Source organism: Bacillus sp. HNG, assembly GCF_003400205.1.
Lineage (GTDB): Bacteria > Bacillota > Bacilli > Bacillales > Bacillaceae_L > Ferdinandcohnia.
Map to the genome: position 1 here is coordinate 61,736 of NZ_QUQV01000014.1, position 13,796 is coordinate 75,531.

General features: G+C 34.5%; 12 protein-coding genes. 1 reads left to right on the top strand and 11 read right to left on the bottom strand.

Going from position 1 to position 13,796, the window contains the following annotated elements:
- Window positions 1-35: 35 nt before the first annotated feature.
- Entirely contained in the window at window positions 36-797 is a 762-nt protein-coding gene (locus DZB84_RS19980) for an IclR family transcriptional regulator (RefSeq protein ID WP_116354082.1), read from the top strand.
- Window positions 798-857: 60 nt separating this feature from the next.
- On the opposite strand, the gene DZB84_RS19985 is transcribed toward DZB84_RS19980, so the two are convergent.
- The 11 genes from DZB84_RS19985 to DZB84_RS20035 all read right to left on the bottom strand — a co-directional run bounded on the left by DZB84_RS19985 (window position 858) and on the right by DZB84_RS20035 (window position 13,383).
- The gene (locus tag DZB84_RS19985; protein WP_116354083.1) at window positions 858-2,900 is read right to left on the bottom strand and encodes an alpha-glucosidase; all 2,043 of its coding nucleotides are present in this window, start codon (window positions 2,898-2,900) and stop codon (window positions 858-860) included.
- A gap of 31 nt (window positions 2,901-2,931) precedes the next feature.
- A complete protein-coding gene (locus DZB84_RS19990) occupies window positions 2,932-3,603 on the bottom strand; it encodes a DUF4867 family protein (protein ID WP_116354084.1) in 672 nt (223 codons plus the stop codon).
- Between the two features lie 48 nt (window positions 3,604-3,651).
- A complete protein-coding gene (locus DZB84_RS19995; protein WP_116354085.1) occupies window positions 3,652-4,554 on the bottom strand; it encodes an AEC family transporter in 903 nt (300 codons plus the stop codon).
- Between the two features lie 29 nt (window positions 4,555-4,583).
- Window positions 4,584-6,014 (bottom strand): aldehyde dehydrogenase family protein, encoded by a 1,431-nt coding sequence (locus DZB84_RS20000; protein ID WP_116354086.1) that lies wholly within the window; start codon window positions 6,012-6,014, stop codon window positions 4,584-4,586.
- A gap of 15 nt (window positions 6,015-6,029) precedes the next feature.
- Window positions 6,030-6,926, bottom strand: coding sequence for a class II fructose-bisphosphate aldolase (locus tag DZB84_RS20005; protein ID WP_116354087.1), 897 nt, complete (start codon window positions 6,924-6,926; stop codon window positions 6,030-6,032).
- Window positions 6,927-6,942: 16 nt separating this feature from the next.
- Complete coding sequence (locus DZB84_RS20010; RefSeq protein ID WP_116354088.1) at window positions 6,943-7,668, bottom strand: GntR family transcriptional regulator; 726 nt, start codon at window positions 7,666-7,668, stop codon at window positions 6,943-6,945.
- The gene (locus tag DZB84_RS20015) at window positions 7,665-8,822 is read right to left on the bottom strand and encodes a diphosphate--fructose-6-phosphate 1-phosphotransferase (protein ID WP_116354089.1); all 1,158 of its coding nucleotides are present in this window, start codon (window positions 8,820-8,822) and stop codon (window positions 7,665-7,667) included. Before DZB84_RS20015 ends, DZB84_RS20010 begins: the two co-directional genes overlap by 4 nt.
- Window positions 8,823-8,845: 23 nt before the next feature.
- Window positions 8,846-10,180 (bottom strand): sulfoquinovose isomerase, encoded by a 1,335-nt coding sequence (sftI, locus tag DZB84_RS20020; RefSeq protein WP_116354090.1) that lies wholly within the window; start codon window positions 10,178-10,180, stop codon window positions 8,846-8,848.
- Window positions 10,181-10,300: 120 nt separating this feature from the next.
- Complete coding sequence (locus DZB84_RS20025) at window positions 10,301-11,116, bottom strand: carbohydrate ABC transporter permease (protein WP_116354091.1); 816 nt, start codon at window positions 11,114-11,116, stop codon at window positions 10,301-10,303.
- Between the two features lie 10 nt (window positions 11,117-11,126).
- Window positions 11,127-12,002 (bottom strand): carbohydrate ABC transporter permease, encoded by an 876-nt coding sequence (locus DZB84_RS20030; protein WP_116354092.1) that lies wholly within the window; start codon window positions 12,000-12,002, stop codon window positions 11,127-11,129.
- A gap of 118 nt (window positions 12,003-12,120) precedes the next feature.
- On the bottom strand, window positions 12,121-13,383 hold the full coding sequence (locus DZB84_RS20035) for an ABC transporter substrate-binding protein (RefSeq protein ID WP_116354093.1): 1,263 nt from the start codon (window positions 13,381-13,383) through the stop codon (window positions 12,121-12,123).
- Window positions 13,384-13,796: the final 413 nt, after the last annotated feature.

Consider the following 13,796-nt stretch of genomic DNA (forward strand, 5'->3'; position numbering starts at 1 on the left):
ATTTACGGAATATTTACGAAAAGAGAGTGACGACCTTGCAAGAAAAGAAGCAACCATATGGCACTGTCCTGATAAAAGCTGACAGTATCTTAAAATATCTGTCCTCGACAGATAAGCCACAAAGCCTTCAACAAATCGCGAAAGAAACCGAACTAACTAGTTCCACAGCCTTAAAAATTTTAGATACTCTCCAATTAATTGGATATGTACAAAAAGATGAGGAAACGAAAAAATTCCGGCTTGGAAGGTCCATTATCAAATACGCAAACAAAGCTTTAAACCAAACCGAAATAAAAGATCTTGCACAGCCCTTTTTAGAAAAACTAAGAGAACAAACAACGGAAACGGTCCATATGGGCATCCTTGACCAATCGAGCATCATTTATATCACAAAATTAGAAAGCTTTAATCCAGTTTCCTTGTATTCACGTGTCGGTAAAGCTATCCCGCTCTATTGTTCTGCAATGGGAAAATCAATCCTAGCCGACCAAACGGACGAACAAATCGAAGTGTATTTGAACAACCATACATTAGTAAAGAAAACAGAAAATACGATCACAACTAAAGAAGGGTTTATGAAGGAAATCCATGAAATTCGTAAAAACGGATATGCATTTGACAATGAAGAACACGAAGCGGATATATTCTGTGTAGGGGCAAGTATTACAGTCAATGGCAAAAACTACGGGGCTTTTAGTGTCAGTGTACCTAAATATCGGATCACCGATGAATTTATTACACAAATCATTGAAAATGTTCTTGCGTGTAAAAGAGGGATTGAGAGTGAATTAGGATAGAAGAATATTTATAAATATAAAAACAGGGTTAACTTATGATTAGTAACCCTGTTTTTAAATTTACATATTCCCTATCTTTGTAAACAATTCTGCCCGGGAGGAATTTTTACGATAAAATACTGGAGGATATCCTACCGGGGCATCAACTGTAATATATCCACCGTTATATTCCTTCCCAGTCCATATGTGTACCCATTCATCACTAGGTAAGTAAACTTCCCATTCTTTTTTACCTTCTTGATGTACTGGTGCTACAAGCAAGTCACTTCCATATAGGTACTGGTATTGAATATCATAAGCAGTCTCGTCTTGTTCATAATGCATAAATAATGGTCGTTGAACCGGTGTTCCCATTTTCGAATTTGTAGCAACTAATTCCTTTGTGTAAGGTGCTAGTGCTACATAAATGTTAGACATTCTCGCAAAATGTTCTAATGTTTCTTCATCACCGTCAAACTGAAAACAATCATCAGGACGATTTCCTTCATGAGTTCTCATTACAGGAGTAAAAGCTCCCATATCTGCCCATCGCAGAAGTAATTCTTTTGAGCGTTTATTACCATGTAGACTTGTATAGCCCCCAATGTCACTATGGTGAAGGCCGAATCCAATCATTCCTGAAGATAATGCAGCAGGTATGACTGATGCAAGACCATCATCTAAACTCCAATTCACACTTTGATCTCCGGCCCATAGCAATGTACAATATTTCTGAATACCAGTAAAACCAGCCCTCATAAAATAAACAATCTCTCCAAGTTTTCCGGACTCTTTTACTGCTTCGTAGTTCGTTTTGGCCCATAGAGTCGGCCAGGCATTATGCATAATTTTAGCTGAAATTCCATTATGTAATTTAACATCTGTTGGTAAATACTCGCCAAAATCCGCCATCCAACCATCAAGACCAAAATCTATCAAGTTTTCTTTTATTACGGATTTATACCATTCAAAAGCTTCAGGATGAGTAAAATCTACTACTCCACAATAAAATTCACCAAAGTCTACTAAATAAGTCTCATCTAGTTCATTCTTAGCTAAATACCCATTCTTTTCAGCTATCTTGAATAAGTCTCCTTCTACCGCAACATATGGATTAATATAACCTAAAAATCTAATTCCTTGTTCTTTCCATTCGTTTATTTTCTTATTAAGGTTTGGATATTCTTCTGGATTCCATTTCCAATTCCACATTAATCTTTTTCCAAACGAAGTAATTCGCTTACCCTGCCAATCCTGACACCAAACACCACCAATTTTTATACCTTTTGAGAGTGCTTTGGATATTTTTTGTTCAACGACATCAGTACCACCCTGAATCCCTAACCATATACCGTTATATGTCCAATCTGGTAACTCTGGTTGACGACCGAACATTTTAGTTATTTTTTCAACAATCTCTACGAAAGTACTTGCTCCTTCAAATACAATAGTCTTTGGTACTTCCCAAATTTGTAACTCGTGAAAATTTTTATTACTAAAATTAAAGTCAGAATAAGCAGTTGTATCCACATGACAATAGTATTTATTTGATGAGACAAATGTCGGTTGTGGAAAATTCGTGTTATAGTAGTCTCCACCTGCCCGATCTTTTACATCAGCTTGCCATGTAGTGTATGTTTTTTTATTTCTACCAACACCTGGCTCTGAGGTCCATAACGGAAAATTTTTTCCGCGCATATTAAAATATGATAATTGCTCTCCACACCCGTAAACCTTTTCAGTCTCGTCAGCTGTTAATCGTATCCAAAAACGATTTATCTTGGAATCCCTATTCTCAAACTTAAAACTAACTTTACTATTTTCTTGACGAACTTCCATTATAATAGTTGGTTCTGAAAGTGAATGTTTTGAGAATGAAACAACCAAATTTCCGTCTCCATTTGTCGTAATACTTGTATCTCGAAGTGGTGTTCTTTCAACAACATAATCTTTTATGTCAAAATTTCCTCTGTACATATCGATTTTTTCTTCACCATATCCAATAAAAATAGCAGGATTAGAAACTTCATGGGTAAATAGAGGTTTTCCATTCCAAAGAATTTTAAAACCTTCTCTTATGGTATTAACTTCCATCCCCTTATTTACTTCCGTATAAGCCGTCATTTTTTTACCCCCAATCTTGATAATTTTCAAACTAATAATTTACTTTAATATTTTCTCCAATTAGACCAGGGAAAGCACCTTTATCGATAAGTTGCATTCTTTCAGGGTGCGCTAATAGCCATTTATTTTTCATAAACAGGAGTTTATCTTCCTCTGTAATAGGATTATTTTTAACGGGAAGTTCCTCATTCGTTCCTTTAGGCAAAATAACAATACACCTAAAACCTGTATCTACTACTTTACAAGGTCCAAAATGTAAGGTAGTAGAATACATTTCTATTGCTGTACCCATTGGTACAAAAAAGGCTTTCAAGTTCTCAACTGAATAGTAGTTATCTACTATATCTTGGATACGACCTAACAGTAACACTAAATCATTGCAAGCAATATTTATTTCACTACTTTTGTGGTATTCAAGTCCATTTAGATTGGAATTGACCCCATTACAATAACCTATTTGAATGGGCATACCACCATAAAAGTTATATTGAATATCCTTGGATATATCAATCCTTTCAAGTTCAATATCTGATGGAATATATATATTTCCCTCCGCTGGAATATGAGTGTTCTCCATGTGTTTGATTAATTCGCCGAATTGGTAATTTTCGATTACTCTTCCAAATTGATTAAATTGCTCATCTGAAACATGAAAGATATTTATGTGTTCATTACATTTTTTTAGATGTTCATAATTTTCCATTATGACCCTCACTTCCACATTATTTTTGGCCTACTCTTAATTGGATAATCAAAGTAAGATAGATAGTATAACAGGTAGAGTAACTAAGCTTAATAAAGTACTAAATAGCGCGCTACCTGAAACAAGTTCTGGCTCTGTTTGAAACTGTAATGAATACATCGTTGTATTTGCTGCTGACGGCATTGCAGCCATCAAAATCATAATACTTTTTAATAAAGGATCTATCGGTAGAAAAAAAACAATTCCAAGAGCTATTATAGGTGATATTAATAATCTAATCGATAATGCTAATGATAGTTTTGGAATTGAGATACCTTTAACTGTTATTGATGCAAGCTGCATTCCCAAAACAATCATTATTGTAGGGATCGTTGCATTCGCAATAAAATCAATTGCTTGTAAAAAAGGTCCTTCCAGGTTTATATTAGTAACTTGAAAAAGCAAGCCGAATAATGCACCATAGACGATGGGCATTTTTGCAATTGAAAGAAATGCACTTTTTGTACCCTGATTATTTATCCCACCTTTGGCTGCATAATATATACCTACGGTACTCATTAAGAATGTTTGGATAACCATCAGTACAACTGCGTAGTCTAGTCCTACAGTACCAAATGCAAATAACGCAACTGGAGTCCCGTAGTTTCCATTATTCATAAACGATGTTGCAAGGATCATCCCACAAACTTGTGGTTCAGAATATTTTTCTATTTTCCCAATAATCTTGACAATAATAATTAATAGCAAGCATAATGCGACAGCATAAATAATCATATAGAAATATTTTATATTTAATGTCGTTTCATAAAATGTTCTAAAAGCCAAAAAAGGTGACATTAGATAAAGGGCCATTACGGATAGGGATTTTACTTCAAACCCTATCCTTTTTTGACCTATATAGCCAACTACAAATATTAAAAACACAGGTAAAATAATTTGTACAAACGCCATTTTGTGTCACCGTCTATCAAATTAGTATTTTATACATTTAAAACTATTAGTCGTTCTTCAGTCATTTCTTTTATTGCATATTGCGGACCCTCTTTGCCATTCCCACTATTCTTAACCCCACCATAAGGCATATGATCTACTCGATATGCTGATGTGTCATTTACAATTAATCCTCCAACTTCAATTTTTTTAGCCGCTTTCATTGCTAGTTGAAGATTATTTGTAAATATGCCAGCTTGCAAGCCGTATTCTGAATCATTTACCTTCTCTATTACAGCATCGATTTCTTTGTATGTATCTATTGATACTACAGGGCCAAACACCTCTTGACAGCTCACTTTCATTGACCCCACTACTTTATCTAAAACGGTAGGTTGATAGAACGCACCATCTCTACTACCTCCACAGACTAATTCAGCTCCTTCTGAGATAGCTTCATTTACCCATCTGTCTACACGCTTCGCTTCTAACTCACTTATCATTGGTCCAATATCCGTTTCTTTATCAAATGGATCCCCTACTTTTAATGCAGCTACTTTTTCTTTAAGTAATTTTAAAAATTCTTCTTTTACTTCTTCATGAACATATACCCTTTGAACAGATATACATACTTGGCCAGCATTATTAAATCCACGAGCAGCTACTAGTGTTGAAGCTTTTTCGATATCTGCATCCTTGTGTACTATTGTTGCAGAGTTATTTCCAAGTTCGAGAGCAACTTTACGAATTCCTGCCTTTGAACGGATATATTCTCCTACCCTCGGGCTACCGGTAAATGTAAACATATTAACATTCTTATTATTTAGTAACCAATCACCAATTTGCTTACCGTCCCCTGTCAAAAGGTTTAATCTTCCCTGAGGTAAACCCGCCTCTTCAAATAGTTTTGTTAATAAAATGGCAACAATCGGCGTCTTCTCAGCTGGTTTAAGTATTACACTATTCCCTGCTGCAATAGCTGGACCTACTTTATGACAAACTAAATTCAATGGGACGTTAAAAGGAGTTATTGCTGCAACGACTCCCACCGGCACCCTTAATGAAAATGCGATTCGATTTTCTGATCCCTGTGCTGCCTCAACAGGAACTACTTCACCATTAATCCTTTTTGCTTCTTCTGCTGAAACAAGTAGCGTTTGTACAGAACGATCTACCTCTGTATATGATTCAGCTATAGTTTTTCCGACTTCCTTAGTCATTGTAGTTGCAAATAAATCTCTATTCTCAGTTAATAAGTCTGCAACTTTCTTTAATACTTCATATCTATCATAAGGATGAAATTCATACTTCTGTGATTCTTTTGAAGCCTTAACTGCTTCTTTAACATGCTCCTCAGTTGCTACACCAATTGATGAAAAAGGTTGTTGAGTAAATTTATTTAAAACATCCATCTTTTCAATAGTAGGCACCCATTCACCATTGATAAATAGTTTAAAATTATCAATTTGAGTTTGTAACATTTTATATCCACCTTTCTATAATAAAACGGTTGATTTTTCCCTATCTCTTAATAAATCTTTGGCTTTGCCATTACTACCAAAAACACGAATTTTTTCTTTAACTTTTTGTTTCATTTTTTCTCTTCCATTATTCAATGATACCGCTAAGTGCCATTCTTCTGGATTTTGATTTAGTACTTCTTGTACCCCTAGAGTAAACGACTGTCTTAATTCTGTATCTACATTTACTTTTGCGACCCCTAAGGAGATTGCTTTTTGAACCTGTTCATCTGGAACACTTGAACCACCATGAAGAACAATTGGTCTATTTACACTTTTAGAGATTTCTTCTAATCTAGCAAAATTTAAGTTTGGCAAACTCTTATAAATACCATGTGCAGTACCGATAGAGACAGCAAGATAATCAACATCAGTTTCATTAACAAAACTAACTGCTTCTTCAACTGTTGTATATTGTGCATCATCTTCTGCTACTGTAATATCATCTTCTGTCCCGCCTATTTTTCCAATTTCACCTTCTGCACCTATTCCTAAAGCTTTTGCGAATTCTACAACTTTCTTAGTTATACTTACATTTTCTTCAAAAGGTAATCCTGAACCATCAAACATAACTGATTGGAAGCCTGCTTGCATGGCGTGTATTGTTTGATTGAAATTTCTGCTATGATCCAAGTGAATGGCAATTGGAATTGTAGTATTTCTTGCAAAAACACCCACCATTTTCTTCATTTCTTCCAAACCTATATATTGTATAACTTTTTGTCCTATCTGAATCATAATTGGTGCTTGTTCTTCCTCTGCAGCCCAGATAATCGCTTGTATTGTCTCAGCATTATGCGCACTAAACGCACCGACTGCGTAATTATTTTCGTATGCATGCATTAACATTTCTTTTCCACTTATAAAAGGCATTATGTTTCCCCCTAATTTATCTTTTTAGATCAACGTGGTATTGATAACGGTCAGGTCTATACTTTGTTTTTGTATACTCAATAGGTTTATCATCGATACCAAAACTTAATCTTGTCATTTCTAATAATGCTTGACCTCCGCTTATACCTAATAAATCTGCATCATTTGGTGTTGCATTAATTGCAGTAATGGATTCTGTTGCCTTTTTAAGAAATATTCCTTCTTCTTCTAAAATTTGATAGAATTTAGCACCATTTAAATCATGCTTTATTAAGATTTCACCAATATGTTCGGGCCAAGCCGTTCTTTCTAAAGCAATTGGAATATCATCTGCTAAACGTATTCTTTCAATTATGAGAATTTTGCTGTTCTCAGAAGTATTTAACATTTTTTTCTCAGTAAATACATCATCCCTGAATTCTACCCTAAGTAGCTTAGAGTATGGTTGATAGCCTTTTTCCATAACCTCTTCTGCAAACCCCGTCAGCCTTCCTAACGTACCAACAAGCTTTTGAGCTTTTACTATCGTTCCTTTACCCTGCCTCTTTTCGAGTAACCCTTCTTGAACAAGTGCTGTTATAGCCTGACGTAACGTGGTTCTACTAACATCAAATTCCTTCATTAATTCTTGTTCAGTTGGAATAAGATCCCCGGGATTCCACGTTTTATTTTGAATGCGTTTAATAAGTATATCCTTGATTTGATGATACAGAGGAATTGGACTATTGTGATTTACTTTCAACTTGTTCGAACTCTCCTTTGCATAAGTGAAGGTGGATATTTTTCCACTTCATCCCCAACAATAGGTTTTAGCCACTTGTAAAACCTATCCCTATGTTTTATAAATTCATCCGGGAGCTGCCTCTCCCCTCCATCTGCAACCTCTTTTAATGGAGTAGTACTAAAAAACAATTCATATTCAAAAGTATTCTTTAAATTTAGTGAAACCATAACGTTTGATTCATCTTTTTCTACTAAGCGAGCCGCCATTCTACCTACTTCATAAGCTTCTTGTTTGTCTTGGTTTGATGAATAGACTTGACTACTTCTTTGATTCATACCAAGGATTTCATCCCTAGTTGTTAATCCTGTTTCATTTTTTATAAACTCAGCAATTTGCTGTGATATTCCACCCAAAATTTTCCGACCATTTACAATCGTCTTTTCAATGGTCTGATTATTGTCAAGCGTAACACCTTCACTTACAACAATAGATGCGAATCCATATTCTTTTACGATTTCTTTAATATCAGATAGTATTTCCTTACTTGTAGTTGATTGTTCAGGTAGATAGATTTTATGTGGTCCTTCTAATTCATGGGATTTATATAATCCACTTGCAGCAGCAAGCCACCCAACATTTCTCCCCATTGTTTCAATAATTCGAACCTGTTCGAAGTTTTTCATTGATTCTAAATCTTTACTTATATCTCTTACCGAAAGAGATACATACTTAGCAGCACTTCCGTATCCTGGTGCATGATCTGTATTTGATAAATCATTGTCCACCGTTTTTGGTATCCCAATCACTTGAAGATTATACCCTAGTAATTTAGCGGTCTCACTAAGCTTATGCAGGGTCCACATAGTCCCATTTCCGCCAATAAATACTAGAGTTTGAATATCATTCATACGTAGATTTTTTACTGCCGTTACAAAGTCCTCATTCTTCATATGGAATCTTCCAGATCCTAGACAAGCTCCAGGAATATTCTTATATCCATGTAACTTGTCATTTCCCAATTCCAACAATGGTATGAAATTACAATCAACTAAACCCTGATAACCATACATAACACCGTAGAATTCTGCTTCTATATTTTGTAAAAAGCCAACTAAACTTGCATTCATTACTGCGGTGGGACCACCTGCCTGACCAATAGCTATCTTTTTCATAAGCCAACTATTCACCTCTTTACTTAAAACACTATTGTTTTAATTCCCAACCGCTTTCCAAGATCGATAAATTGTTCTTTTACATCGCCGTAGACCATTGCAAAATGTGGTTCTAGCCCTTCATCCATTATGTTATATAATGTATCTAGGACATTATTTTGTAATGCAACTTCAACTGAAGTACCGTTAAATTGCTGTGGTGTGTCCAACGCTTCCCCGGACATAACAAACATTCTGTATCCTTCTACAGTTTTACCTAGTCTGGCAATTGTAACTCTCCCTGCTTTTAATCCAAATTCTAAAGTAAATCCTATTTTTCTATTTGGGTGTACTCCAGAAGCGGCACCCGTCTTCGGATTAGCTAAGGAATATGCACCTGCTCCACAATGCCAGAAGGTAACGGAATTATTCTCCTCGTTTACATGTACTAGATCCCCTAAGTATGGAGCACTTCCTGCAAGTTCTTTTAGTATGAACATGGATATTGAACCATGGATATCCGACTCACAAGAAGAAACTACCCCATCCTCTGTAAAATGTGAGAGTGTTGAGCATGCTGCAGCACCTAATTCTGTATAAAAGTCAGGCCAACATCTAACAGCTAATGCGTTAACATCGTGTTTAGTAATGTAATTTCTTATATACTTTGTAAACTGCGCAAATTTAATAACCGTTTGATCATTTCTAGAAAGACCAATTACCTTTTTCTCTGCAAGTTCAATTTCTTTTATCCATTCTTCTTCTGGAAGTTCTACACATTTCCTAAATGCTTCATATAAATCAATTTTATGAATTTGTACCCCTGTAGAAATCTGTAATTCATCTTCATCAGTACCTGAAAAATAGAAACCTGGAGGGTGTTCTCCAATTACCCCAATTGTTAAGTTCCCTAACTTTTTGACAATTTCTTCTGACTTCAAATGCTTGATAAGCTTATCTTGTAATAGGGTTTCATCAGGATTTCCGAAAACAAATTGGTACTTATGCTCTTGAACCTTTAATGTATGACAGGTGCTATTTCCCCCTGTTAAAGAATTAAGCCTTAACCTTCCACCTACACTAGGTTCTCGAACTGACCAAACTATTACTGGTTTATCATAATATTCTAATGCTTTCATAATAAATTCCGCGTCAGCAAATGTAATACTTTGGTATATAATTAAATCCACTTCAGAACTTTCTACTGTCGATATGAACTGTTCTAAGTCTTCAACTGAAGTTACTATTTCACCTGGAGAGTGAACAATTTTAACATTCTCATGTAACCATGCCTCACTTTGAAGTCTATATTCTTCTCCAGCCGCTAAATCAAAAGTTTTTCTTCCTATAGGTAGATATACCACGGATAAATCAACCATTAATTTCCTCGTCCTCTCACAATTTCTAGTTGAATATAAAAATGTTAATGATACCTTTAGGTGATATAGGTAGTATCATCACTACCTTTTATATTAAAGATATAAAAAGGTATCTTGGTTTTAACCCTTTACTGAACCAGCTGTCATACCAGCAATAAAATATCTTTGAAGGAAAATATAAGCTATCACCATAGGGGCTGAAGCAATCATTACCCCTGCAAATAACATCGGATAATTTGTTAAATACTCTCCTTGGAATTCTAATAAAGCTAATGGTAGAGTCTTATATTCATTTTTGGTTATAAATAGAAGTGGATATAGCAAATCATTCCAATGCATTACGAATAAAAATATTGAAGTTGCTGATAATGACGGTAATGATAACGGTAATACGATCCTACTATACATTTGCCAGTTATTTGCACCATCAATTGTACTTGCTTCAAACAAAGATTTAGGTAATGACTTCATAAATCCAGTCAAAATGAATACTGCCACAGGGATTGTTACTGATATATTTACAATCATTAAACCTATTAGACTATTAGTAAGCCCTAAATCTAATACAAGCTGATATAGAGGAATCATATTTACCTGGGCTGGTACCATCATTCCAAGAGCAAAGAATCCAAATAAAATATTTCCGAGCCAACCACCCATTCTTGTTATAGCGTAAGCGATTAAACTTGCAAAGAATATCGTGAAAACAACAGAAACCAGGGTTACGATAATACTGTTTTTAAAATAGACTCCCATTCCTTGATCTTTGAAAATTGAAACATAGTTTCCAAAATCAAACGATGATGGCAAACCTAAAACATTCTCATACATTTCTGCTGTAGTTTTAAATGTCGTAAGGAATATTGCGATGACAGGTATTAGCACAATTAATGCATAGAGTATCAGCAATCCCTTTTTTGTAATTTTAGATCCCATATAAACCCTCCTAATACTCCACTCGGTTTGCTCTTAATACTCTAAACTGCAAGAATGTTATTAAGGCAATAACAATCATAAAGATTATTGATTCTGCAGACGCATATCCAAATTTAAAACTTCTGAATGCGGTTGAATAAATTAAGGTAGCTAAAATTTCAGTCGCATAGTTTGGACCGCCTCGAGTCATTGAATATATAAGATCAAATGCCTTAAACGATTGAATAGTTGTATATGCTATTACAATAGTTGCTGATGGAGCTAATAAAGGCCACGTAATTTTTCTAAATACTTGCCATCTATTTGCTCCTTCAATTTTAGCCACCTCGTAAAGATCATCTGGTATCGCCTGTAAACCTGCTACAAACACAATTAACATTTGTCCAGTGTGAAACCAAACCTGTACAACAGCAATTGAAAATATAGCGATGTCAGCATCACCAAGCCAGTTTAATGCGAGTGAATCCAAGTTAATCTCCCGAAGAATGGTATTTAATAATCCGAGATTCGGATCATACACAAATGACCAAATAAACGCTACAGAAACAGAAGATAAAATCGTTGGAAAAAAGTATAGTGCTCTTAAGAAAACATTTACTTTTGTGTTTCTAACCAAGTAAATAGCGAACAATAATGATAAAACTGTTTGAAAGAATACCACAAATAGCATGAATTTCACATTGTTTGTTAATGCTTTTACAAAAATTGAATCATTCGTAATAATATTTTGATAGTTTTCAAACCCTACAAAATTAAAGGAAGGTGATAAACCATCCCAGTCTGTAAAAGAATAAAACAATGCACTGAAAGTTGGGTAAATAAAAAATGTTAAATAAAAAATTAAACCAGGTACTAAAAATAAGAATAACCACTTACTTTGTTTCATTTAGTCCTCCTATCCAGAAAACCTTAGAACTTTCTTAATTCTAGAGTGTTCTACCTATGATGCTTCATTAAGAGAGAAGAGGAAGATGTATTAATATCCCCCTCTTCACAAAAAATGCTTACTTTCCAACGTTTTGTTTTACAATTTCTTGGGCTTGTTTTGCTGCATCTTCTGGACTAGTTCCACCAATTACTGATTGAATTGACCCAATAACAGCTTTTTCCACATCTACGCTAGGAATTAAATATCTTGGTTGGAATCTAGTGTTTTTATCCATCCAAATTGAAGTCTCTTTTAATTCTTCAGATTCATAGTTAACACCGTTAATAGTTAAATGCTGACCCGTTTTATTAGCATAAACTGATGCGTTTTCAGGTAGACTTAAAAACTCAATAAACTTCTTAGCAGCTTCTTTCTTTTCGGACTTAGCGTTTACCGCTAACATAAAAGTTGTAGTATGGATCCCTTCAAAAACAGTTTTATCTTCAGAAACTGTAATAGGCGCTAGTAATTGGAATTTTATATCAGGATTTTGAGCTTTCACACTTGCCATGGCATATGAACCTGTTGCTAACATAGCCGCTTTTTCTTGTGCCATTAATGCAACTGCGCCTTCCTGCTTTGTACCTAAGGCATCGTCTTGGAAATAACCCTTATCATTTAATTCCTTAAACTGTGTTAAAGTTTTTACCCACCATTCATCAGTTAATTCAGTTTCTCCATTCATTAATTGATCAAAAATATCTTCTTCTGGAGCATTATTCATCATCATACTATTCATCAATTGTCCAGGGCCAACGTCTGCTCCTGGAAAAGCAATTGGTATGTAGCCATTATTTTTTAATGTTTCACAAAGCTCTAAAAACTCATCCCAACTTTTGGGTGGCTCTAAACCTAGATCTTCAAAAATCCCCACATTATAAACTGGTTGGTTATAGACTAATTGGAGCGGAAGAGCAAGCTGATTTCCATCCGACTGCCCAGCCTTAATCAAATTCTCATTGAAATTTGATACAAAACTTTCTCCTGAAAGATCGGTAAATAACCCAGCTTTATTTATAATATTAAATTGAGAACCAGGGAAAGAGGCAAAGACATCTCCCGTAGAACCATCCCTTAATAACGTTTGTGCAGTAGATTGATATTGTTCAGATGGGTATACCGTCATATCCACCTTAATATCAGGATTATTTTCTTCAAATTTCTTAATTAGTTCTTTAAAAACTTCTGCATCTTCACCCCGCCAATGAATAAAGCTTATTGTTGTTTTTCCATCTTTAGTAGCACCTTTACTACCAGATTCCTTTGATGAAGAACAACCAATTAAAATTGTTGATATCATCAATAATATTGAAAGAAAAGTAAACAACTGTTTCTTCATAACAATAACCTCCTTTTTATATAAAAATAAAAATATCATAATGAACAAAACTAACATACTAACGTTACTACCTTTTATAAATACGTTATTATCTTTATTCCCTCCTTATGATTAAATATTTTAAAAGTTTGAAATGTTAACGTTTACATTAACCTTATATAAAAATATACAATGACTTCCACTTATTTTCAACAATTTTTTTAATATTTTATTCTTAGATATTCATATTTTCCTATAAATTTATTTAAATTATAGAAAATATGAAGTGTTTTTAACTTACTTTGTTTGTATTTTGCAAGAAAAAAGTGCATAGTTGCGCAAGAAATTTTGCAGAGTTTTGCCACCCAATTATTTCAACTTATTTTGCCCGAGATAAAGCGTTCGATAGTCTATAGCTTCCACCGTTAAATGTT